Below are 22,923 nucleotides of genomic sequence, written 5' to 3'. Positions count from 1 at the left end.
CGCCGGGGTCTCAAGGGGTGCTCCGGGCTCGGCCGGGCTAATCCTCCAGCCCGGAGACCCGGAAGATCGCCTGAGCTGTCTCGTGGTCGACGCGTTCGGACACGCGCTTCAGCGCACTCCGGCCTTCCTTGAGGGAGCCGCGGCGGTCCGAGAGGCGCGCGTCGGTGTCGAGACGGTGCCAGAGGGCCGGGTTGGCGACCAGGATGTGCGGGTCGAGTGCGACCCGGCCGCCGAGTGAGTCCCGAAGGATCATGCGCCGGCCGGCGCTGCCTCCCGTACGGACGGACGTTCGTACCCGGTGACCGCGCCACGGGCCCCGTACGGCGAGCCACCCCTCTCCGGCGGTCACCCGGGGCGGCACCTGGACGAGGAACAGCAGCAGTGCGAGCCCGCCCCACAGGGCGGAGCGCACCGGAGCCAGCGTCCCGGCCGCCGCGTCCACCAGCAGCAGGAGGACGAGGAACGAGCCCGCGCAGCTGATCGCGCCGCGCAGCTCGGCGGTCCAGTGGCGGTCGTGGACCGTGGTTCCGGGCGGCAGGGGGTGCGTACCGGCCGCACCCTCGATGCCGTGGAGCGCATGCCCGTCGATACCGCCGGTATCGTCGATACGCCGTCCCATGGCGCTGACGGTAAGCCGGGCGGACCACGCTTCTGCGCTTCTTGACGCGACGCTGACGGCGCGGGGATCCGACTTTGACGGCGCGTCCCGGGGTGTACGGCCGGATGCGCTGCAGGCGGCGTATGGGTTGCGTCAAAGGGGTGAGGTTCGCCGTCAGGGAGCCGTTAAGGCCGGTCGAAACCGGCCAGAGGTCGGGTTCTCTTTAACGGTCCGATCCTTCGAACCTCATTCCAGGAGCTTGCGATGGCCGACGTGGCCTTCGTCCTCGCCACGGTCGCGGTGTTCGCGCTGGTGGCTCTCGTCGCCAAGGGGGTGGCGAAGCTGTGACCGCCGAGAACGTCGTCGGTCTGGTCGTGGCCGTCGCCCTGCTGGGCTATCTCGTCCTCGCCCTGATCTTCCCGGAGAGGTTCTGAGCACGAGATGAGCCCCGTCCTTGCTGACGTGCTCCTGGTGACCGCGCTGATCGGCGCGCTCGCCCTGGTGCACCGCCCGTTCGGCGACTACATGGCCGCCGTCTACTCCTCCAAGAAGCATCTGCGCGTCGAGCGCTGGATCTACCGCTCGGTGGGCGCCAACCCGGACGCCGAGATGCGCTGGCCCGCCTATCTGCGCGGCGTGCTGGCGTTTTCCGCGGTGAGTGTGCTGTTCCTGTACCTGCTGCAGCGGGTGCAGGACAAGCTGCCGCTGTCGCTCGGCTTCAAGCCGATCAGTCCGGACCAGGCGTTCAACACGGCCGCCTCGTTCGTGTCGAACACGAACTGGCAGTCGTACTCGGGTGAGACGGCGATGAGCCACGTCACCCAGACGATGGGCCTGGCGGTGCAGAACTTCGTCTCCGCCGCGGTGGGCATCGCGGTCGCGGTGGCGCTGGTGCGCGGCTTCGCCCGCTCGCGCACCGGCGACCTGGGCAACTTCTGGGCAGACCTGGTGCGCGGCACGATCCGCATCCTGATCCCGATCTCCGTGGTCGCCGCGGTGCTGCTGATCGCCGCCGGTGCCATCCAGAACTTCGGCGACATCCACACCATCACCACGCTGACCGGCGACAAGCAGGCCATCAGCCCGGGCGCGGTGGCCTCCCAGGAGGCCATCAAGGACTTCGGGACCAACGGCGGTGGCATCTTCAACGCCAACAGTGCGCACCCGTTCGAGAACCCCAACGGCTTCACCAACCTGCTGGAGATCTTCCTGCTCCTGGTGATCCCGTTCTCGCTGCCGCGAACCTTCGGCAAGATGGTCGGCAACGTCAGGCAGGGCTACGCCATCCTGGCCGCGATGGGGATCATCTGGTTCGCCGGCGTGGTGGCCGTGACGTGGCTTGAGTACACCCACCCGGGCACCGCCTCGCAGCTGGCGGGCGGCGCGATGGAGGGCAAGGAGCAGCGCTTCGGCGAAGGCCCGTCCTCGCTGTTCTCCGTGTCGACCACGATGACCTCGACCGGCTCGGTCAACTCCTTCCACGACTCCTTCAGCGGCCTGTCCGGCGGGGTGCTGCTGCTGGGCATGATGCTCGGCGAGATCGCGCCCGGCGGGGTGGGCTCCGGTCTCTACGGCATGCTGATCATGGCGGTCATCGCGGTGTTCATCGCCGGTCTGATGGTCGGCCGTACGCCCGAGTACCTGGGCAAGAAGATCGGTACCCGTGAGATCAAGCTGGCGGCCTGCTACATCCTGATCACCCCGACGCTGGTGCTGATCGGCACCGCGCTGGCGATGGCGCTGGGCAAGGGGCAGTCGTCCATGACCAACGTGGGTGCGCACGGCTTCTCCGAGGTGCTCTACGCCTACACCTCGGCCAGCAACAACAACGGCTCCGCGTTCGCCGGCTTCGGCGCGAACACCGACTACCACAACACGATGCTGGGCCTGTGCATGCTGCTGGGCCGGTTCCTGCCGATGGTGTTCGTGCTCGCGCTGGCCGGCTCGCTCGCCGAGCAGAAGCCGATCCCCGAGACCGCAGGCACCTTGCGTACCGAGAAGCCGCTGTTCACCGGCCTGCTGGTGGGCGCGATCCTGATCATCACCGGTCTTACGTTCTTCCCGGCCCTTGCGCTGGGCCCGCTCGCCGAGGGGTTGGCGTGATGACCACCAACACACCGAAGACAGACGTAAAGAAGCAGGACTCCATGTCCACTCCCACCCTTGCGCCCCACCAGGACGCGCCGACGGGTCACAAGGCTCCCGAGGGCCGGGTCGGCGGCGGCCTCTTCGACCCCAAGCAGTTGGTCAAGTCGCTGCCGGACGCGATCCGCAAGCTCGACCCGCGGGTGATGGTCAAGTCGCCCGTGATGTTCGTGGTTCTCGTTGGCTCGGTCCTGACGACGATCTTCTCCTTCAAGGACCCGGGCGACTGGTTCGGCTGGGCGATCAGCGCCTGGCTGTGGCTGACGGTGATCTTCGCCAACCTGGCTGAGGCCGTGGCCGAGGGCCGCGGCAAGGCGCAGGCGGACACGCTGCGCAAGGCCAAGACCGACACCGTGGCGCGCCGGCTGTCCGAGGACGGCCAGACCGAGGAGCAGGTGCCGGGCACCCAGCTGACCATCGGCGACCTCGTGGTCTGCGAGGCGGGCGACATCATTCCCGGCGACGGTGACGTCGTCGAGGGCGTCGCCTCGGTGGACGAGTCGGCGATCACCGGTGAGTCGGCGCCGGTCATCCGCGAGTCCGGCGGCGACCGTTCGGCGGTCACGGGCGGTACGAAGGTGCTGTCCGACCGCATCGTCATCAAGATCACGACGAAGCCGGGCGAGACCTTCATCGACCGGATGATCAACCTGGTCGAGGGCGCGGCCCGGCAGAAGACGCCGAACGAGATCGCGCTGAACATCCTGCTGGCATCGCTGACGATCGTGTTCCTGCTCGCGGTGGCCACCCTGCCGCCGTTCGCGAACTACGCGCACTCCAACCTCAGCATGGTCGTGCTGGTCGCCCTGCTGGTCTGCCTGATCCCGACCACGATCGGTGCGCTGCTCTCGGCGATCGGTATCGCGGGCATGGACCGGCTGGTCCAGCGCAACGTCCTCGCCATGTCCGGCAGGGCGGTCGAGGCCGCCGGTGACGTGTCGACCCTGCTGCTCGACAAGACCGGCACCATCACCCTCGGCAACCGCCAGGCCGCCGAGTTCGTGCCGGTGCGCGGCACCACCGAGGCCGAGTTGGCCGACGCCGCCCAGCTGTCGTCGCTGGCCGACGAAACACCGGAGGGCCGCTCCATCGTCGTACTGGCGAAGCAGAAGTACGGCCTGCGCGAGCGCCACCAGGGAGAGCTGACCGGCGCCGAGTGGATCGCCTTCACCGCCCAGACCCGGATGTCGGGCGTGGACGTCGACGGGCGCAAGGTCCGCAAGGGTGCGGCCGGTTCCGTCATCACTTGGGTGAAGGAGCAGGGTGGTCAAGTCGCCGCCGATGCCCAGGAGTTGACTGAGAAGATCTCGGAGGCGGGCGGTACGCCGCTGCTCGTCGCGGTCGAGGACGACCGGGGCGCCCGGATCCTGGGTGTCATCCATCTGAAGGACGTCGTCAAGGAGGGCATGCGGGAGCGGTTCGACGAACTGCGCCGCATGGGCATCAAGACCGTCATGATCACGGGCGACAACCCGCTGACGGCCAAGGCGATTGCCGAGGAGGCGGGCGTCGACGACTTCCTCGCGGAGGCGACTCCCGAGGACAAGATGGCGCTCATCAAGCGGGAGCAGGCGGGCGGCAAGCTGGTCGCGATGACCGGTGACGGTACGAACGACGCGCCCGCGCTGGCGCAGGCGGACGTCGGCGTGGCGATGAACACGGGTACGTCGGCCGCCAAGGAGGCCGGCAACATGGTCGACCTCGACTCCAATCCGACCAAGCTCATCGAGATCGTCGAGATCGGCAAGCAACTCCTGATCACCCGGGGCGCGCTGACGACGTTCTCCATCGCCAACGACGTCGCGAAGTACTTCGCGATCATCCCGGCGCTGTTCGCGGCCGTCTACCCGGGCCTGGACAAGCTCAACATCATGGGGCTCAACTCGCCGGACTCCGCGATCCTTTCGGCCGTCATCTTCAACGCGCTGATCATCATCGCGCTGGTGCCGCTCTCCCTGAAGGGCGTGCAGTACCGGCCGGTGAGCGCCGACAAGATGCTGCGGCGCAACCTGACGATCTACGGCCTGGGCGGGCTGATCGCCCCGTTCATCGGCATCAAGCTCATCGACCTGCTCATCTCGCTGATCCCCGGGATCGGGTGAAGGACATGAACACTTCCGTTACCAACACCGCGCGGATGCTGTGGGCCGCGACCCGCATGCTGCTCGTCCTCACCGTCGTGACCGGCATCATCTACCCCCTGCTGGTCACCGGCATCGGCCAGGCCCTGTTCCACGACAAGGCCAACGGCTCGATGGTCAAGGTCGACGGCAAGGAGGTCGGCTCAAAGCTGATCGGGCAGAGCTGGAACATCAAGGGCACCGACAAGCCGGACCCGAAGTGGTTCCAGGGCCGGCCGTCCAACAGCAACTACGACCCGCTGGCCACCGGTTCCGGCCAGCTCAGCGCCAGCAACCCCAAGCTGGTCGCGGCCGTCAAGGCGGCGAAGAAGCAGGTCGCCGCGTTCAACGGCGTGCCCGAGTCCGCCGTGCCCAAGGACGCGGTGACCGGCTCGGCCTCCGCGATCGACCCGGACATCTCCCCGGCGTACGCCAAGATCCAGGTCGACCGGGTGGCCAAGGCGAACGGGCTGACCGTCGCCCAGGTCGAGAAGCTGGTGAAGGACCACACCCAGGGCCGTACGGCTGGCTTCCTGGACCAGCCGCGCGTCAATGTCCTTGAACTCAACATCGCGCTGAAGGAACTGGCCACGCACTGATGGCCTTACGCCGAAGGACAGCAGCCGACAGCCGGCGGGCCGACGATTCCTCGCCCGCCGGCTTCCGGCACAGCCCCGAACGCACTGCCCCGTCCACCGATGACAGGAAGGCCGCACGCCGATGACCCGGGTGCTGGTGGTGGAGGACGATCCACAACTCGTACGAGCCCTTGTGATCAACATGCAGGCCCGGCAGTACGGCGTGGACGCGGCGCCGGACGGCACCACAGCGCTGCGCCTGGCCGCCGCCCGTCAGCCCGACGTCGTGGTGCTCGATCTCGGGCTGCCCGACATGGACGGCGTCGATGTGATCAAGGCGCTGCGCGGCTGGAGCCGGGTCCCGGTGCTGGTGCTGTCCGCCCGACGGGCCTCCGCGGAGAAGGTCGCCGCCCTCGATGCGGGTGCCGACGACTACATCACCAAGCCGTTCAGCATGGACGAGCTGCTGGCCCGCCTGCGTGCCGCCGTCCGCCGGACCGAAGCCGTGCCGCTGCCCCCTGAGACGACGCACGTCAGCACCGACGACTTCACCATCGACCTGCTCGCCAAGAAGGTGGTCCGGGGCGGTCGGGACGTACGGCTGACGCCCACGGAGTGGCACCTGCTGGAGCTCCTGGTATGCAATCCCGGCCGCCTCATCACGCAGAAGCAGCTGCTGGAGGAGGTCTGGGGCCCTGCCTACGGCGGCAAGACGAACTATCTTCGGGTGTACATGGCCCAGCTGAGGCGCAAGCTCGAAACGGATCCGGCGCACCCGCGCTACCTGATCACCGAGCCGGGCATGGGCTACCGCTTCGAGTCCTGACCGGCTCTCCGGCTCCTGAGGTACTCAGACCGTCGGCAACGAAACGCAGAGACGAGACCATGGCACGCGGCAAGCTTCGGATTTACCTCGGCGCGGCACCGGGCGTCGGCAAGACCTACGCGATGCTGTCCGAGGCGCACCGCCGGATCGAGCGGGGCACCGACTGCGTGGTCGCGTTCGTGGAGCACCACCGCCGGCCGCGCACCGAGGTGATGCTGCACGGTCTGGAGCAGGTGTCGCGCAAGGAAGTGGCGTACCGCGACACGACGTTCACGGAGATGGACGTGGACGCGGTGCTGGCCCGCCGCCCGCGGGTGGCCCTGGTGGACGAGATGGCCCACACCAACGTGCCGGGCTCCCGCAACACCAAGCGGTGGCAGGACGTGGAGGAGCTGCTGGAGGCCGGGATCGATGTGATCTCGACCGTCAACATCCAGCACCTGGAGTCCCTCGGTGACGTCGTGGAGTCGATAACCGGCATCCGGCAGCAGGAGACCGTGCCGGACGAAGTGGTGCGCCGGGCCGGCCAGATCGAGCTGGTCGACATGTCCCCGCAGGCGCTGCGCCGCCGGATGGCGCACGGCAACATCTACAAGCCGGACAAGGTGGATGCGGCCCTGTCCAACTACTTCCGGCCGGGCAACCTGACGGCGCTGCGCGAGCTGGCGCTTTTGTGGGTGGCCGACCGGGTCGACGAGTACCTGCAGGAGTACCGGGGCGAACACAACGTCTCCACGATCTGGGGCTCGCGCGAGCGGATCGTCGTCGGTCTGACCGGCGGCCCCGAGGGCCGCACGCTGATCCGCCGCGCCGCCCGGCTGGCGGAGAAGGGTGCGGGCGGCGAGGTGCTCGCCGTCTACATCGCCAGCAGCGACGGCCTGACCTCTGCCTCCCCGAAGGAACTGGCTGTCCAGCGCACCCTGGTCGAAGACCTGGGCGGCACCTTCCACCACGTCATCGGCGACGACGTCCCGGTGGCTCTGCTGGAGTTCGCGCGGGGCATCAACGCCACCCAGATCGTCTTGGGGGTCTCCCGCCGCAAGAGCTGGCAGTACGTCTTCGGGCCCGGCGTTGGCGCCACCGTGGCCCGGGACTCGGGCCCCGACCTCGACGTTCACTTGATCACTCACGATGAGGCGGGCAAAGGCCGCGGGCTGCCCGTCGCCCGGGGCACCCGGCTCGGACGACCGCGGATCATCTGGGGCTGGCTGGTCGGTGTGCTCGGCCCGCTCCTGCTCACCCTCGCGCTCACGCACATCGGCGCCGGGCCGGACCTCACCAACAACGTCCTGCTCTTCCTGGCCCTGACCGTCGGAGCGGCCCTGCTCGGCGGCCTCCTGCCGGCGCTCGCCTCGGCCACCGCCGGATCCCTGCTGCTCAACTGGTACTTCACACCGCCGGTGCACACCTGGACCATCGCGGACCCGCAGAACATCGTCGCCATCGCGGTGTTCTTCGCGGTCGCGGTCTCCGTCGCGTCGGTCGTCGACCTGGCGGCCCGCCGCACCCACCAGGCGGCGCGGCTGCGCGCCGAGTCGGAGATCCTCTCCTTCCTGGCGGGCAACGTGCTGCGCGGCGAGACCGGCCTGGAGGCGCTGCTGGAACGGGTGCGCGAGACCTTCGGCATGGAGTCGGCGGCCCTGCTGGAACGCGACAGCGACGTCGACCCGTGGACCTGCGCGGGCAGCGTGGGCCCCCAGCCCTGCCAGAGCCCCGACGATGCGGACGTGGACGTACCGGCCGGCGACCACATGACCCTTGCCCTGACCGGCCGCGTCCTGCCCGCCGAGGACCGCCGGGTCCTGGCCGCCTTCGCCGCCCAGGCCGCCGTGGTCCTGGACCGCCAGCGCCTGCAGCAGGAGGCCGACCAGGCCAAGGAACTCGCCGAGGGCAACCGCATCCGCACCGCACTGCTCGCCGCCGTCAGCCACGACCTGCGCACACCACTGGCCGGCATCAAAGCGTCGGTCACCTCACTGCGGTCGGACGACGTCGAATGGTCGCAGGAGGACCAGGCGGAACTCCTCGAGGCAATCGAGGAGGGCGCCGACCGGCTCGACCACCTCGTGGGCAACCTGCTGGACATGTCCCGCCTCCAGACCGGCACGCTCACCCCGCTCATCCGCGAGGTCGACCTGGACGAGGTGGTCCCCATGGCACTCGTCGGCATCCCCGATCCCGAGTCGGCCGTCGCCCTGGACATCCCCGAAACCCTGCCCATGGTCGCCGTCGACAAGGGCCTGCTGGAGCGCTCCGTCGCCAACGTCGTCGAGAACGCGGTCAAGTACAGCCCGGACGGCGAGCCGGTGGTGGTGTCGGCCAGCGCGATGGCCGACCGGGTGGAGGTGCGGGTGGTGGACCGCGGCCCGGGCGTCCCGGACGAGGCCAAGGACCGCATCTTCGAGCCCTTCCAGCGCTACGGCGACGCCCCCCGCGGCAACGGCGTCGGCCTCGGCCTCGCAGTCGCCCGCGGCTTCGCCGAGGCCATCGGCGGCACCCTCACCGCGGAGGACACCCCCGGCGGCGGCCTCACCATGGTCCTCACCCTCCCGGCGGCCCCCAGCCCCGCGCCCGCCCCGGTGACCGGCCTGTCGGCGACGGCCACGACATAGTCCTGCGGAGAGCGTTCATTGCCGGGTTCCGGCAATCTGTCGGTCCCGGTGGTGCACGTAAGCAATCTGTCAAAGACGCATCAAGAACAGGTAGGGTTCCCCTCGGTGTGCCGGGAAGCCTGGTCGGCGAACAGGGAGTGATCTCTTTTCCGATCGGGGGCGTCGCCGGTGGTACTCGTTGCTGTCTTCGGGGTGGCATTGCTCATCGCGGTGCTGCTGTCCGGGCTCGCCGCCCGCACCGTGCTGTCCACCTCCCTCCTCTTCCTCGTCGGCGGCGCGCTGGTCAGCGACGGATTCCTCGGGCTGATCCACATCACGCCGGACAGCGAGATCGTGTCGGTCACGGCCGACCTGGCGCTGTTCGCGGTGCTGTTCACCGACGGCCAGCACGTCTCCTTCGCCAAGCTGCGCGCCAACTGGCGCAACCCTGCCCGCGCACTGGGTCTGGGCATGCCGCTGGCGTTCGTGTTCATGGCACTGATCACGCACTACCTGGTCGGCCTGGACTGGACAACGTCATTCCTGGTGGGCGCGGTGCTGGCGCCGACCGACCCGGTGTTCGCCTCGGCGATCGTGGGCCGCAAGGAGGTCCCGGCCAAGCTGCGGGAACTCCTCAACGTCGAAAGCGGCATCAACGACGGCCTGGCCCTGCCCGTCGTCCTGCTACTGATCGCCGCCGCCGGACCCACCGCCGCGGGCCACACGGACGAGGCGTCGATCGGGACGATCTGCCTGGAACTCGCCATGGGCCTGGCCTTCGGCGTGCTGCTGCCGCTGTTCGCGGGCGGGCTCGTACGGTTCCGGCTGCTGGGCGCAGAAGCCAAGCTGCAGCCTCTGCTGCCGCTCGCGACGGGGATCACCCTGTACGGCCTGTGCCACCTCACCCACGCCAACCCCTACCTGGCCGCGTTCTCCGCCGGCGCCGTCCTCGCTGCCGTCTCGCCGGAGGCGAAGGAGGCGTTCGAGCCGCTGGGCGAGGCGCTGGCGGAGCTGGCGAAGTTCGCCGCGCTGCTGGTCTTCGGCGCGCTGCTCACCCCGCGGCTGTTCGCGGACCTGCCCTGGCAGGGCTACGTGGCGGTCGTCCTGGCGATCGTGCTGATCCGCCCGGCCTCGCTGCTGATCTCCCTGGCCGGTACGCGGTTCGCGCGGCGCGAGAAGCTGACCGCGGCGTGGTTCGGGCCGAAAGGTTTCGCCTCGGTCGTGTACGGGCTGCTGGTGCTGCAGTCCGGCATCCCGCAGGCCGAGCAGGCGTACACCATGATCGCGGTGTGCATCGCCTTCTCGATCGTGGCGCACTCCAGCACCGACGTGCCCATTGCCCGCATGTTCGACGTCGAGGACCTGGTCGGCATCCCCGACGACGAGCACGACCAAGAAGACCGTCAGGCCGGACAGGAGAGAAAGACCGCCGTATGAGTGATTGGCACAGCTGGGCGGCCGTGGCCGTGTTCGTGGGCGCGTACGTACTGATCATCAGTGAGCGCGTCCACCGCACGGCCGCGGCCCTCGGCGGCGCCGGCTGCATGCTCGTGATCAGCGCGACCGACGACAAGGCGGCGTTCTACTCCGAGCACACCGGCATCGACTGGAACGTGATCTTCCTGCTGCTGGGGATGATGGCGATCGTCGGCGTGCTGCGGCAGACCGGCCTGTTCGAATACCTGGCGATCTGGTCGGTCAAGCGGGCGCGGGGCCGACCGTTCCGGGTGATGGCGATGCTCGTCGTCATCACCGCGGTCGCGTCCGCGCTCCTCGACAACGTCACCACCGTGCTGCTGATCGCCCCGGTCACCCTGCTGGTGTGCGAACGCCTCGGCCTGGCCTCCGCGCCGTTCCTGATCGCCGAGGTGTTCGCCTCGAACGTCGGCGGCACCGCGACCCTGGTCGGCGACCCGCCGAACATCATCATCGCCAGCCGGGCCGGACTGACCTTCAACGACTTCCTGGTCCACCTGGCCCCGCTGGCCGCCGTGCTGACCGGGATGTTGCTGGTGCTGTGCCGGGTGATGTTCCGCAGGGCGTTCGTGTACGACGAGGAGCGCGCCGGGCAGGTCATGGCGCTGACCGAGCGGGAGGCCATCCGCGATCCACGGCTGCTGTGGCAGGGCCTGGCCGTGCTGGCCCTGGTCGTCGCGGGGTTCGTCCTCCATCCGGTGCTGCACTACGAGCCCAGCGTGGTCGCCCTGCTCGGGGCCGGCCTGCTGGTCGCCGTCTCGAAGGTGGACACCCGGCAGGTGCTGGGCGAGGTGGAGTGGCCCACCCTCGCCTTCTTCGCCGGCCTGTTCGTCATGGTTGGCGCGCTGATCGAGACGGGCATCATCGGCAGCCTCTCCCGCGCCCTGGCCGACGCCACCGGCGGCAACGAACTGGGCGCCGCCCTCACCCTGCTGGGCGGCTCGGCGGTGCTGTCCGGCATCGTCGACAACATCCCGTACGTGGCCACCATGGCGCCCATCACCGCCGACCTGGTCAAGGACCTGGGCGGCGCGGCGGGCGGTCACCACGTGCTGTGGTGGGCCCTGGCCCTCGGCGCCGACCTGGGCGGCAACGCCACCGCCATCGGCGCCAGTGCCAACGTCGTCGTCCTGGGCATCGCCGAACGCAACCGACAGCCCATCTCCTTCTGGCAGTTCACCAAGTACGGCCTCGTCGTCATGGTCGCCACCGTCGCGATCAGCGCGCTATACCTGTGGCTGCGGTACTTCATGCTCACCTGAGCCGACGCCGGGCCGTGCAGGCGGGGGCAGCGGAGGGACTGCGAGGAGCACACTGGAGGCGGGTGCCGTCTCTGTCCTCTGGCGAGGGGGTGTCGGCGGTGGCGAGGACACGTCGTACGACGGTGCGGTGGTGGCGCTGGCGACGCAACCCGCTGAAGCGGCGCAGCGATGTCATCGAGGCGTGGGTCGTGCTCGCCGCATGGGTGCTCGCCGTGTCGGTCGCTGTGCTGGCGGGCCTGGTGACCACGGGCGCGGTCGGACGGGACCTTGACCGGGAGCGGGCCGAGCGGCAGGAGGTCTCGGCCGTGGTCACGAAGGATGCGGCGGACGCGACGCCCTCGGCCAGGGAGGCCAGGCCACCGCAGGCATGGGCCACCGTGCGCTGGACCGCACCGGACGGCTCGACACACACGCACCGCACCCAGGTACCGTCCGGCACCCGGGCCGGGACCCACGTTGTCGTCTGGACCGACCGGCACAACAACCTGGCCTCCGAACCATTGGCTCCGGCGGACGCGATCTTCCGCGCCACGCTGGTGGGCGGACTCGTCGCGATCGGCGCGGGCGGGGCGGTGTGGGGCTGCGGCCGGATCACCCGCGGGTGCCTGGCGCGGCAGCGCCTGCGGCACTGGGACGAGGAGTGGGAACGAATCGATACGCGCCGGGGCGGGAAGACCGGATGACGGTGTGGCCGGTTCACGTCCGAAAGGGCCGGCCCGCAGCCATACCGATGCCCTGGCCACATTCGGTGTCAGGAGTACGTCAAGATCGCGCCCAGTGGAGTAGCCGGGCGAGGGCGGCCGCGAGATTCTTGCCTTGCCGACGCAATGCCGCGTCCACACCGTACGGGCGACCCCGTGTGACACGGGACCGCTCATCGTTCCCATGAGGTGGTGAACCATGCGGATGCCTCTGCGTGACCGGATCGCCCTGGCGACGGCCCTGCCCGCCCCGCTCGTCGTCGCGCTCGCCCTGGCACCGTTCCGTACCCACATGACGTCCGCGAACCTGGCGCTGATCCTGGTTGTGGTCGTCGTGGCGGTCGCCTCCCTGGGCAGCCGGGCCGCCGGAGTGCTGGCCGCGCTGTCGGCGGCGGCGTGGTTCGACTTCTTCCTCACCCGCCCTTATCAGCACTTCACCATCTCCCACGGCGACGACATCACCACCACCCTCCTGCTGCTGGCGGTGGGCGTGGCCGTCTCCCAACTCGCCGCCCATGCCCGCACGCTGAAACTGGTCACCGTCACCGACGCGGCCCACCTGGCACGCATCCACGAAACGGCCTCCCTGGTCCAGGGCGGCGGCTCCCCGTATGCCGTGGTGGACCAGGTGCGCCAACAGCTCGTCGAGATCCTGGGCGTGCGCGCCTGCCGCTTCGAACACGGGACACTGCTCGGCCGCCACCCCCGCCTTGAGCAGGACGGCTCGATCACCGTCGGCCGGGCCCACTGGGACCTGGACAAGGACGGCTGGCCCGGCGAGGAGATCGAACTGCGCTCCTCGGTGGGCGGCCGCTACGTCGGCCGGTTCATGCTGCAGCCGGAACCCGGCACCGCAGTGCCGTCCCTGCAGACACGTATGGTCGCGGTGAGCCTGGCCGACCAGGTCGCGGGGGCGCTGGACACCGCGGGACCAGTGCTCGACCGCTGACCCGATGCCACCGAAGTGCCTGCCGGCCCACCGGTCAGGCGCTCGGCGCGCTCAACATGCCCGTCTTGCCCAGGAGTTCATGCAGCAGGTGGGAGGCGGTGATCACCCCGAGCAGATGCGTGCCGGCCTTGTCCTTCTTGGCAACCGCGACCAGCGGACTGCGCACCTGCGCCATCAGCGCGGCTACCTCCAGCGCGGTGTCGTCCGGGTCGACGATCGGCGGCGGGGCCGCCGTACGGGAGAGGCAGTCGCCCACCCGGCGGCCGGCCAGCGCCTGGCACAGCCGGTCGGCGTGCTGCTCGTCGACCACCGCGGCGAGGGTGGGGTCCTCGATGACGTAGGCCGGGACCAGCACCTTGATCATCTGAGAGGCCGGCAGGATGGCCTTCGGCTCGCCGTGCTCGTCCAGCACCAGCAGCCCGGGCAGCCTGTGCTCGGCCATCAACCGCGCCGCGTCCATGGCGTCGCTGTCGACGCTCACCGACTCGTATTCCACTGCCAGGTCACGTGCGCGCACGGTCGGCTCCTCGTCTCGCCTGAATGCCCCAGGTCCCAGCGTCGTACGGGACCCGCCCTCCGCGCCAGGACATCGAAAGGAAACATACGCAGCCTATGCACCGTCACCGGGCGAGGCGGCGACGGCCCGCTCCACCAGAACGCCGATCTCGTCGGACACCTCGTCCAGCAGAAGATGCCCGAAACCGTCGAGGGCGTGCAGCCAGGCGCCAAGGTGCCGCTACGCGGCCGACCCCACCCGAGGCGGCAGGAAGACGTCATACCGCCCCGTGGCCACCAGACACGGCACAGCCGGTCGGCCTGCTGCTCTTGCGCGACCATGACGAACATGGGGTCCTCGAGCAGGAACACGGCCTGCGCAGCGCCGCCAGGTCGCGGACCTGGGCGACAGGGAATCTTGGAGGGGCATTAAAGCCGAGGCCCTTCGGGATGACCTGCTGCTCGCACCGGGCCCGGTGCAGGCGTCGAGGAGAGCGACGGTCTAGCGGCGGATGATCTGCCCCTGGCAGAGGATGTGCCAGGAGCTCCTGGGCGCCCGAGTTCCCCACCGTGGGCCTGAGCCAGGCAGGAGTCCAAAGTCCTTGGCATCCGGGTCCGCCGCGGAGCCCCGAGCCATTCGCGCAGGCGGTGGGGCCAGACCCGTGATCACTCACGTCTGTGCGCAGCGACTGTCCCCAGCGCCCACACCCAGCAGCGGACGGAGAGCGCATTCCCGACGCTGAGGAACCACCATGGTGGGAGAGCGCTCGGCATCCCGGCAAGCCTTGGATCGGTGCCGAGGCACCGTACTCGCGTGCTTGACGGGCTCGCTCGGAAGGAGCGGCGCATGCCACCGGGCAAACTTCGGGTCTACCTCGGGTCGGCCCCCGGAGTGGGCAAGACCTACGCCATGCTCGGAGAGGGGCAGCGACGCGCCAGCAGGGGCACGCATGTGGTCATCGGCTTCATGGAGGACTACGGGCGGCCGCTGACCCGGGAGATGGCCGAGGGGCTGGAGACTGTGCCCCGCAAGACCATGTCCTACCGGGGTAGCTCCTTCACCGAGATGGATCTCGACGCCATTCTCGCCCGCCGTCCCCAGGTGGTCTTGGTCGACGAACTCGCCCACACCAACATCCCTGGGTGCCGCCACGAGAAGCGCTGGCAGGACATCAACGAGCTGCTGGACGCGGGCATCGATGTGATCTCCACCGTCAACATCCAGCACCTGGAGTCGCTGAGCGACGTCGTCGAGCAGATCACCGGCGTGAGGCAGCGGGAGACCGTACCCGACGACGTGGTCCGCCAAGCCGACCAGATCGAGCTGATCGACATGTCCGGCGAGGCGCTGCGCCGCCGGATGGTCCACGGCAACATCTATCCCTCGGACAAGATCGACACCGCACTGTCCCACTACTTCCGCCTGGGCAACCTCACCGCCCTGCGCGAGCTGGCCATGCTCTGGGCAGCCGACCGCGTCGAGGAAGCCCTGCTGCGCTACCGCAACGATCACGGCATCCAGCAGCCATGGAGCACCCGGGAACGAGTGCTGGTCGCTCTGTCGGGCGGACCCGAGGGTGACACCCTCATCCGGCGCGCCAAACGGACCGCCTCCCGCGGGGCGGGCGGCGAGTTCCTCGCCGTAAACGTCCAGCGCAGCGACGGCCTCGCCACCGCATCCCCCAAGCTCCTGGCCCGCCAGCAAGCCCTGGTGGAAGAGCTCGGCGGCACCTTCCACACTGTGACCAGCGACGACACCGCCGGGGCCGTCCTGGATCTCGCCCGGCAGGTCAACGCCACCCAGATCGTCATCGGTGCCACCCGGCGCAGCCGTCTGAAGGAGCTGTTCTCCCGCGGCGTGGGCGAGACCATCATCGAGGGATCCGGAGACGACATCGACGTCTACGTCGTCACCCACTCGGAGGCCGCACACGGCCGACTCCTGCACCGCCGCCCAGGCGCCGCCCAAGACCCGGGCGTCGCCCAGTAACCCGTGGGATGTTGACGCCGAACAGGGCCAGCAAGCCGTCGCGTTCGGCCAACCTGCACCCGGCTCGCCCTGCCAGGGCCGAACCTCGGCGAGGCCTGGCGGCTTGCCCCGGTCCCCTGCACACCTGGCATGGCTTCGAGCCAAGCTGTTGACGCTGTTGGACCAGTTCATGGGGTGACACGTCGGTCGGCGGATCTTGCGCCTCGCGCTGTTCCGGCATGCCGCTCTCGCTACACCGACCCCACGAGAACGGGTGTTTGACAAGCCGTGCGATGATCCCGCTCCCATATCCGAGAGGAACGCGATCCATGCCATCGCACAGACGTCACCTCCTCCCTTCCGCGGCTATGGCCGGGGCACTGGCCCTCGCCGGAACAGTGGTCCTGTCACCGGTTGCCGTGGCCGCCTCCGGGGTGACGACCTCGCTTCCGGCCCGCACCACCTCCATACCGGCGGCCGACCAGGTGTCCGGTTCCGGGCAGGCAGTGGTGTGGCGCCAGAAGACGGCCGCCGACACACTGGCCCACGGCTGGCTCTCCCTGTCCGGCAGCACTCCGCAGGACCTGGGCGCACTGGCCGACACCGACGAAGGCGTCTCGGTCGACGCCGTGTCCGTTCAGGACTCCGTGGTGGCCGTCGCCACCTCCAGCAATCCCAACGGCGCCCTCGCCGACCATGTCACCCTGCGCCACCTCGACACGGGCAGCCCGGAAACGCTGGCCGTCGCCTATGCTGGCTCGGGCGCGGCGGGTGACGAGCGCTACCGCGGCCAGGCGGGAGACGGCATCCTCGTCCAGCAGGCGTACGACAACAACGACTCGCAGTACCGCGTCCGCCTGGTGATCCGCACCTCCACCGCCGACCGCACCCTGCTGTCCGACGACGAACAGTACGAAGTGCTGGCGTCGGACGCGGACGGTGCGCTGGTGCTGCGGCGGACCGCCCCGTCCTGGGACCGCCGGATCGACTACGTCGACTTCGCCACCGGCACGACGACCACCGTGGCCGAACCCGGCACCGACGCCCTGCCACAGGGCCTGGAATTCACCCCCGCCCACGTCGGTGTCGTCGACGGGGCGACGCTGACCGAGTGGCAGCGGTCGGCCCCCACGGCGGGCCCGGCCACCGTCACCCTGCCCACCGACAAGGCCCGGTGGATCAGCGACGACACCCTGGCCTGGTACGTGTGGAGCGCGGACGGCAACGAGCTGTACGCGATGTCCCGTGACGGATCCACCGCCGCCGCCGACCTGAACGGCACGTTCGACGACGTCTCGGTGGGCGACGACGGCCGGATGCGCGCATCGCTGTACCGTCCTGACGTCGACGCCGCAGTCCAGACCCTGACCGACGGCCGCGTGTCCACGGCGACCGGCGACGCCAGCACGATCCCCGCCGGCCCGGCTCGCCTCGACGCTCTGGCACTGTCCGGCGGCACCCTCTACGCCGCGGACAACTCCTCCCGCCGGACCGGCGTGCTGCTCTCCTCCAGCCTGACGGTCGGCACATCCGGCGCCTCGGCGACCACACCGTCGCGCGTCCTGGCCTACTCCACCGGCACCGTCCACCAGACGCTGGCCGCTGCCGGGAACCGGGTACTCGTCGAACAGGGCGACGCCTACCAGGTCTACGAGAACGGAAAGCTGACCGGAGTCCCCCTCCAGCCGGGCGACACGTCCGCCGACCAGGTGATGGACTTCGACGGCGCCCACTTCCTGCTGTCGGACAAGACCACCGCCGGCAACGGCACCCTGCTGCTCTACACCATCGCCACCGGCGCAAGCCGGCGCGTGCCCGCGGGCACGGCCCTGTACGGCGGCGGCCTCTACTCGTCGGTCCAGAACAGCACCTCCAGCTGGTCGATCCGGCGCACCGACCTGGCCACCGCCGCCGTCTCCACCGTGACCACGGTGGACTGCGCACCGGGCGGCCTCCAGGTGCGCGGCTCGTGGATCCTGCTGACCACCTGTGGGACCGGCACCCAAGGTCGGCTGCTGAAGGCGGGCACCACCACCCGTACGACGGTGGACGCCTCCGTCCGAGCGCCGGTGCTCGGCACCAACCTGCTGTACACCTTCACCAAGGACGCCTCCACCGGCGTCACCCTGAACGCCCAGGTCCTGGGCGTGACCGGCGCCACCGCGCAGCCACTGTTCGCCCTGCCGTCGAAGGCCACCAGCCTGTCCGCCGAGCGGTGGACCGTCGACCGCGAGGCGCCCTGGGCGACGTGGATGGACGACGAGGGCGTCACACACATCGTCTGGGCCGGTGCCCCGTCGCGCACCTCCGCCACGGCCCCGACCGGGTTCAGCCCCAACGGCGACGGCTCGGCCGACACCTGGGCGCCCACCTGGACGTACAACCGGCCGGTGACCTGGACGCTCACCATCAAGTCCGGCACCACCTCGGTACGCACCCTGACCGGGACGGCATCCGGCGGCAGCATCGCCCCAGTGTGGAACGGCAAGACCGACTCGGGCACGGCGGCCGCCGAGGGCACCTACGCCTGGACGCTCGCCGTGAAGGACGCGGTGACCGGCGTTCCGGCGGCGGGCGTCAGCGGGACGGTCGCGCTGCGCAGGACGGTTCCGGCCGCCACCGTCACCGCCCCCGCTCTGGCCAGCGACACCTCGACCAGCGCCGTGATCCCGGTCAGCTGGGCGGCCAAGACGGCGGGCGTGACGTCGTACGACGTGGGCTGGAAGGTCGCCACCCGCAGCAGCACCGGCGTGTGGACGCTCGGGCCGCTGCAGACCTGGAGCAGCCGCACCACGGCGAAGTCGGCGGTCTTCGGCTCCTCCGGCAGCCCGGTGACGCCGAAACCGGGCCTGACCTACCGCTTCTACGTGCGCGCCCACGACGACGCGGGGCAGACCGGGACATGGAGCGCCGCAGCGGCCAGCGGCATCCCCACCGACGACCGATCCTCGGCACTGACCTACAAGGGCACCTGGACGTCGAAGTCGGTGACCTCGGCCTGGTCCAAGACCGAGCGCGCGTCCGCCACACCGGGCGCCACCGTCTCCTTCACCGCAGACGGCACCAAGCTGCGGATCGTCGCGACCCGCAGCTCCAACGGTGGCCGCTTCGCAGTCGTGGTGGACGGGACGACGGTGGGCACAGTGAACACCTACGCCTCGACGACCGGCTATCGGAAAGTGGTGTTCACGTACACCCTCGGTACGAAGATCACGACCCACAAGGCGCAGCTGAAGGTGCTGTCCGGCAGCACGGCCGGCCGTGCCACGGTGCACTTGGACGCGGTCATGATCACCCGCTGACCAGCCCACGGTCCGGGTCCGTGAGCCCCGGGACGAGCCACGCGTCCCGGGGCTCTGCGCTTCGCCCGCCGCCGGCCTGGCTACACTCCGGCGATATGGCCGATCGGCTTTTCGACGCCACCGAGCGAGCACAGCTCAGCGACCTGCTCGACGAACTCGGTCCCGATGCACCGACTCTCCTCGCGCCGTGGACGACCCTCGATCTCGCCGCTCACCTCGTCCTGCGCGAGCGCAGCTATCTCGCCGGCCCCGGGCTTGTCCTGCCCGGCGCGTGGAGCCGCTTCGCTGAACGACAAAGAAGAGCGCTCGCTCTGAGGGACTTTGCGGGGCTTACTGCGACGATGCGATCGGGACCGCCGCCAGGCTTCTTCCGCATCCGATGGGTGCGCCGGTTCCCCAACCTCAACGAGTTCTTCGTCCACCACGAGGATGTACGCAGAGCCAACGGCCGTGGTCCTCGAACGAACGAGCATGCAATGGACGAGGCCCTTTGGCGCAACGTCACTCTGGCGCCCTGGTTCCTGGCGCGGCGACTGCGCGGCGCAGGTCTCGAGCTTCAGTGGGCCGGGACCGCCAAGACCGTTCGAGCACGGCGGGGGGAACCTACCGCCCGCATCGCCGGACCTCCAGGCGAGCTGCTGCTCTACCTCTTCGGTCGGCAGGGCGCGGCACATGTCCAGGTGAGCGGCCCTGCTGCGGCGGTCGAAGCCGTCCAACGCGCGCGGTTCGGCATGTAACAGCACTCCTGGCTCTCATCCAGGACGGATACACCCTCACGGCCTGACCGATCCGCTCGCTCCAGGACAGCCGCACCCATCTCTGTCTCCAGCGTCAGCCATAGCCGACCCGGACATCAGGCCACAGTCACACCAGACGGGCAACCTTGAAATCGCCCTGGGTGGCAACTTGGCCGTGGTCATCACCGCCGTCGCAGCAGTCGTAGCAACGCTGGCTCTCGTTTTGGACATTGGCGAGGACCAGGGCGCGGATGGCGGGAAGTCTCCGCCTTCGCCGATGTCGCCCCCCGTGAACCACGCCACGGGTACCGGGGCTTCTGACGCCCAAGCACCCGTGTTCAGCGTGCGCGGCCGCACTACGCCGCAGCGCTTGAGGCCCCCTGGGGGCGCGGAGCGAGGGTCTGCCCCAGCGCCCGTTCAACCGAGATCCGTATGACTACCCGCTCAGGGTCCGGCGCCGGCGTACGCCCGTACCGCTCTCCGTAGCGGGCGACGGCATCCTCGACCACTTCGGCGTCCGTGCAGACTTCTGCAACACCTTCGAGCGTGGCCCACCGGCCTCCGTCGACCTGACACACCGCAACTCGGGCTGCACCGCCACCCGCCAGGACGTTGGCAACTTTCCTACTGGATTTGCGGGTGATAACTCGGGCCACTCCGGTGGAGGCATCGATCGTCACGCCAACAGGCACGACATGCGGTCGTCCATCAGGACGCAGCGTGGTCAATGTGCACAGATGGTACTCACTCCAGAACTGCAGGTAGCCGACAGATTGGCTCAGCAACGCATTCGACATGACCAAAAGCGTAGTGGCGAGCGTTGCCCGATCTGTCCGGAAGTGACCATAGCCACATCCACTCCGAGGCAGGCGATTAGCGCGATTCGATGGCTTATTTCACAAATCAAGCGAGCGATAAAGTCTCAGATTCATAACAGACACACCGCTGGACGTCGCGCCTTGATGCGTCCACGCCAGAACGTAAAGCCGCAGCTCAAAAGCGTGACTCTGCTCGATCTTTGCCGTTTTAGAGCATTTTGGGGGATCGAGACACCTGGTGAGGGATGCAGATCGTTCATGCTTTTTAGGCCATGCCCGTCACGTACTGTCCAAAGAGGTTCCCGAGAGCTCCAATGAGGCAGCTCGCCGGGTGTCTCATTGCGCGTTCGCATCAGTGACATCGGTGGGACGAAGCGATCTGAAGGCTCGTCAGCCGGACCCTTTTGAGGGGGCCTGGTGTGGCATGCGGACACGTCCGTCTGCGGTCGTTTCCGGCGTTGGGAACCGGACGTCATCAACACGGGCGCGGCGTCGCCCGGCTCGGGGGAGCCATCGGTTGGAGGGATCCTCAATGTGGTTGGGGAAGAGTGGTCGCGATGCGGCTGAGTCAAAACTGCGCGCTCAGGACGAAGCACGCCGTCGACGCTTCGGGCGCTGGCGCACAGCCGCGAACCGGACGGTGGAGAGGGATCTGCACCGCCTGATTCGGCGTGAGCTGCAAGACCTCGGGGTGACTCCGCCGCTCGATGTCGACGAACTCTGCCAGGCACTCAGCCGACGGCGTGGGCGCACCCTGTACCTGCGCGAGGCTCCGCTGCCGAAGCCCGGGCCCTCGGGCATGTGGGTCGAGTACGACGACTACGACGTGATCCTGTTCCAGCAGGAGACGACCCGCCTGCATCAAGATCACATCAAGCTCCACGAGATAGGGCACATCCTCGTGGCGGAGAACGAAGAGGCCGCAGAGGGGACCCCGCACGACACGAGGGACGAAGCATCCACGGTCGACCCCGACGAGGAGACGGCAGTCTTCGTTGAGGGCTGGGCCACCATGCTGCCGGTCTTCCAGCCCGAGACGATCAAGCGAGTGGCTCGCCGATGCTCGTACGAGGACGGCGAGGAGTGCTCCGTCGAACTGGTCGCCACCATCATTCTGGAGTGGTCGTCTCTGCTGGAAGGCTCCACTCCGCTGTCTGACGACCCTTCCCTCCGTCGTGTGGAGTCGGCTCTCGGTGACCGGCGAGGGTGGCTGTAGACCGTGGAACTGCTACTCCTGGGGCTCGTGGCCGCTCTCGTCTGGAAGCTCTACCAGCTGAAGCGATCCCCTCATGACGCACCTCTGCGTTCCGTCACCCTCTGCCTGTTCTGCGCTGCCCTGTCGTACCCCGTGGCCATGCCCGGCGGCGCGTCCGGCGTCGACACGGTCGCCGGCCACGGGACTGCGAAGCTGATCCAGAACGTGCTGCTGCTCCTCGCGGTGTACTTCTTGATGTGCTTCTACCTCTACTCCGCCGCCGACGAAGAAGCGGGCCGCCGCCGCGCCCGCAAGGAAGCCGTCGTCGTCGGAGTCGTTGGAGTGGCCATCACCGTGGCTGCGGAGTCGGTACCGCACGACGTCTTCGCCGGCAGCTTCAGCACGGCCGATATGACGATTCCGCAGATCGCCTTCTTCTACGGCGGCGCTGGTCTCTATCTCATGTATGCCCTCGGCATGGCGTGCCGGTGGACTCGTAGCTATGCCCGCATATCCCGGCGCCCGCACTCCACCGGGCTCTGGATGGCGGCCGTCGGCCTAGGGGCGATGGCGGTGGCCTGCGCGATCCGCGCCGTTTTCGTCGCCATTCGCTGGGCTGACGGACAAGTACCCGAGCAGATCATGACCGCCGTCGCCTTCCTCCTGGTGGCATCCGTCCTGTTCTTCGCGGCGGGTATCACGTACTCCGGAGCGCGCGCCCGGGTCTCCTCTCTTCGACTCTGGCTCCAGCACCGACGAGATCACCGTCGCCTCGCCCCTTTGTGGGAGCTACTGGCCGAGGCGTACCCCGACAACGTGCTGCGGCCGGCTTCCCCGGCTGCACTGGACCGGTGGCGGGCCCGCGGCGTGCACCGGCGCTACCACCGCCGCATCGTGGAGTGCCGCGACGGTCTAGTGGACATCAGCCCGTACCTGCTGGATCCGGGGGACGACGGCGCGGTCCTCAACATCGGCTCCGCAGAGCTTGCTGCCCGGCTGCGTTGGGCTTCCGCGCGGATCGAGAAGGGCGTACCTGCACCCCGCCGAGCGGTCCCCCTCGCCATGGCCCTGGGAAGCGACCGTGAGTCAGATGTGAAACAACTGATTGCGGTGTCTGATGCACTGCGTGAAGCCGCATGACCTCCCATGCTCTAGGAGTCA

18 protein-coding genes are annotated in these 22,923 nt (G+C 69.0%); 15 read left to right on the top strand and 3 right to left on the bottom strand.

Annotation, left to right across the window (positions count from 1 at the left end; genetic code table 11):
• Positions 1-37: 37 nt before the first annotated feature.
• Complete coding sequence (locus ACFY10_RS07960; RefSeq protein ID WP_390664211.1) at positions 38-619, bottom strand: hypothetical protein; 582 nt, start codon at positions 617-619, stop codon at positions 38-40.
• Between the two features lie 323 nt (positions 620-942).
• On the opposite strand from ACFY10_RS07960, the gene kdpF reads away from it, so the two are divergent.
• The 10 genes from kdpF (at position 943) to ACFY10_RS07910 (ending at position 13,246) form a co-directional block, all read left to right on the top strand.
• Complete coding sequence (gene kdpF, locus ACFY10_RS07955; protein WP_009326374.1) at positions 943-1,032, top strand: K(+)-transporting ATPase subunit F; 90 nt, start codon at positions 943-945, stop codon at positions 1,030-1,032.
• A 7-nt stretch (positions 1,033-1,039) separates the two neighbouring features.
• Complete coding sequence (kdpA, locus tag ACFY10_RS07950; protein WP_390664210.1) at positions 1,040-2,701, top strand: potassium-transporting ATPase subunit KdpA; 1,662 nt, start codon at positions 1,040-1,042, stop codon at positions 2,699-2,701.
• Positions 2,701-4,845, top strand: coding sequence for a potassium-transporting ATPase subunit KdpB (gene kdpB, locus ACFY10_RS07945; RefSeq protein ID WP_390664209.1), 2,145 nt, complete (start codon positions 2,701-2,703; stop codon positions 4,843-4,845). The genes kdpA and kdpB overlap by 1 nt, the downstream gene beginning before the upstream one ends.
• Positions 4,846-4,850: 5 nt before the next feature.
• Positions 4,851-5,462: a potassium-transporting ATPase subunit KdpC gene (gene kdpC / locus ACFY10_RS07940; RefSeq protein WP_390664208.1), complete on the top strand. Its 612-nt coding sequence runs from the start codon at positions 4,851-4,853 to the stop codon at positions 5,460-5,462.
• A gap of 121 nt (positions 5,463-5,583) precedes the next feature.
• Positions 5,584-6,267, top strand: coding sequence for a response regulator (locus ACFY10_RS07935; protein WP_390664207.1), 684 nt, complete (start codon positions 5,584-5,586; stop codon positions 6,265-6,267).
• A 59-nt stretch (positions 6,268-6,326) separates the two neighbouring features.
• The gene (locus ACFY10_RS07930; protein WP_390664206.1) at positions 6,327-8,879 is read left to right on the top strand and encodes an ATP-binding protein; all 2,553 of its coding nucleotides are present in this window, start codon (positions 6,327-6,329) and stop codon (positions 8,877-8,879) included.
• A gap of 168 nt (positions 8,880-9,047) precedes the next feature.
• Positions 9,048-10,295, top strand: coding sequence for a cation:proton antiporter (locus ACFY10_RS07925; RefSeq protein ID WP_390664205.1), 1,248 nt, complete (start codon positions 9,048-9,050; stop codon positions 10,293-10,295).
• Positions 10,292-11,596 carry an SLC13 family permease gene (locus tag ACFY10_RS07920; protein WP_390664204.1) on the top strand — a complete coding sequence of 435 codons (1,305 nt, stop codon included), beginning with the start codon at positions 10,292-10,294 and terminating at the stop codon, positions 11,594-11,596. Before ACFY10_RS07925 ends, ACFY10_RS07920 begins: the two co-directional genes overlap by 4 nt.
• Before the next feature lie 98 nt (positions 11,597-11,694).
• Entirely contained in the window at positions 11,695-12,279 is a 585-nt protein-coding gene (locus ACFY10_RS07915) for a hypothetical protein (protein ID WP_390664203.1), read from the top strand.
• A gap of 217 nt (positions 12,280-12,496) precedes the next feature.
• A complete protein-coding gene (locus tag ACFY10_RS07910; protein WP_390664202.1) occupies positions 12,497-13,246 on the top strand; it encodes a DUF4118 domain-containing protein in 750 nt (249 codons plus the stop codon).
• A gap of 34 nt (positions 13,247-13,280) precedes the next feature.
• Here the strand turns inward: ACFY10_RS07910 and ACFY10_RS07905 are convergent, their stop codons facing one another.
• On the bottom strand, positions 13,281-13,763 hold the full coding sequence (locus tag ACFY10_RS07905) for a CBS domain-containing protein (protein WP_390664201.1): 483 nt from the start codon (positions 13,761-13,763) through the stop codon (positions 13,281-13,283).
• A gap of 825 nt (positions 13,764-14,588) precedes the next feature.
• On the opposite strand from ACFY10_RS07905, the gene ACFY10_RS07900 reads away from it, so the two are divergent.
• The 3 genes from ACFY10_RS07900 to ACFY10_RS07890 all read left to right on the top strand — a co-directional run bounded on the left by ACFY10_RS07900 (position 14,589) and on the right by ACFY10_RS07890 (position 19,749).
• Entirely contained in the window at positions 14,589-15,731 is a 1,143-nt protein-coding gene (locus tag ACFY10_RS07900) for a universal stress protein (RefSeq protein ID WP_390664200.1), read from the top strand.
• A 308-nt stretch (positions 15,732-16,039) separates the two neighbouring features.
• Positions 16,040-19,012: a hypothetical protein gene (locus ACFY10_RS07895; RefSeq protein WP_390664199.1), complete on the top strand. Its 2,973-nt coding sequence runs from the start codon at positions 16,040-16,042 to the stop codon at positions 19,010-19,012.
• Between the two features lie 95 nt (positions 19,013-19,107).
• Positions 19,108-19,749, top strand: a complete 642-nt coding sequence (locus tag ACFY10_RS07890) for a TIGR03085 family metal-binding protein (RefSeq protein ID WP_390664198.1) — start codon at positions 19,108-19,110, stop codon at positions 19,747-19,749.
• 356 nt (positions 19,750-20,105) lie between these two features.
• Here the strand turns inward: ACFY10_RS07890 and ACFY10_RS07885 are convergent, their stop codons facing one another.
• Positions 20,106-20,546 carry a pyridoxamine 5'-phosphate oxidase family protein gene (locus ACFY10_RS07885; RefSeq protein ID WP_390664197.1) on the bottom strand — a complete coding sequence of 147 codons (441 nt, stop codon included), beginning with the start codon at positions 20,544-20,546 and terminating at the stop codon, positions 20,106-20,108.
• Positions 20,547-21,258: 712 nt separating this feature from the next.
• Here ACFY10_RS07885 and ACFY10_RS07880 point away from each other — a divergent pair.
• Together ACFY10_RS07880 and ACFY10_RS07875 are read left to right on the top strand one after the other, a co-directional pair.
• Positions 21,259-21,783 (top strand): hypothetical protein, encoded by a 525-nt coding sequence (locus ACFY10_RS07880; RefSeq protein WP_390664196.1) that lies wholly within the window; start codon positions 21,259-21,261, stop codon positions 21,781-21,783.
• A gap of 3 nt (positions 21,784-21,786) precedes the next feature.
• Positions 21,787-22,902 carry an MAB_1171c family putative transporter gene (locus ACFY10_RS07875; RefSeq protein ID WP_390664195.1) on the top strand — a complete coding sequence of 372 codons (1,116 nt, stop codon included), beginning with the start codon at positions 21,787-21,789 and terminating at the stop codon, positions 22,900-22,902.
• Positions 22,903-22,923: the final 21 nt, after the last annotated feature.

The organism is Streptomyces sp. NPDC001401, assembly GCF_042895385.1.
Taxonomy (GTDB): Bacteria; Actinomycetota; Actinomycetes; order Streptomycetales; family Streptomycetaceae; genus Streptomyces.
Note: the sequence above shows the minus strand (reverse complement) of the source record. Positions and strands in the feature narration are given on the sequence as shown.

What these genes read in the sequence shown, in the direction of transcription:
- kdpB (WP_390664209.1), top strand. Translation starts at nt 2,701, where the DNA reads ATGACCACCAACACACCGAAGACAGACGTAAAGAAGCAGGACTCCATG.
- ACFY10_RS07930 (WP_390664206.1), top strand. Translation starts at nt 6,327, where the DNA reads ATGGCACGCGGCAAGCTTCGGATTTACCTCGGCGCGGCACCGGGCGTC.
- ACFY10_RS07895 (WP_390664199.1), top strand. Translation starts at nt 16,040, where the DNA reads ATGCCATCGCACAGACGTCACCTCCTCCCTTCCGCGGCTATGGCCGGG.
- ACFY10_RS07910 (WP_390664202.1), top strand. Translation starts at nt 12,497, where the DNA reads ATGCGGATGCCTCTGCGTGACCGGATCGCCCTGGCGACGGCCCTGCCC.
- kdpA (WP_390664210.1), top strand. Translation starts at nt 1,040, where the DNA reads ATGAGCCCCGTCCTTGCTGACGTGCTCCTGGTGACCGCGCTGATCGGC.
- ACFY10_RS07885 (WP_390664197.1), bottom strand. Translation starts at nt 20,546, where the DNA reads ATGTCGAATGCGTTGCTGAGCCAATCTGTCGGCTACCTGCAGTTCTGG.
- ACFY10_RS07900 (WP_390664200.1), top strand. Translation starts at nt 14,589, where the DNA reads ATGCCACCGGGCAAACTTCGGGTCTACCTCGGGTCGGCCCCCGGAGTG.
- ACFY10_RS07935 (WP_390664207.1), top strand. Translation starts at nt 5,584, where the DNA reads ATGACCCGGGTGCTGGTGGTGGAGGACGATCCACAACTCGTACGAGCC.
- ACFY10_RS07890 (WP_390664198.1), top strand. Translation starts at nt 19,108, where the DNA reads ATGGCCGATCGGCTTTTCGACGCCACCGAGCGAGCACAGCTCAGCGAC.
- kdpC (WP_390664208.1), top strand. Translation starts at nt 4,851, where the DNA reads ATGAACACTTCCGTTACCAACACCGCGCGGATGCTGTGGGCCGCGACC.
- ACFY10_RS07920 (WP_390664204.1), top strand. Translation starts at nt 10,292, where the DNA reads ATGAGTGATTGGCACAGCTGGGCGGCCGTGGCCGTGTTCGTGGGCGCG.
- ACFY10_RS07960 (WP_390664211.1), bottom strand. Translation starts at nt 619, where the DNA reads ATGGGACGGCGTATCGACGATACCGGCGGTATCGACGGGCATGCGCTC.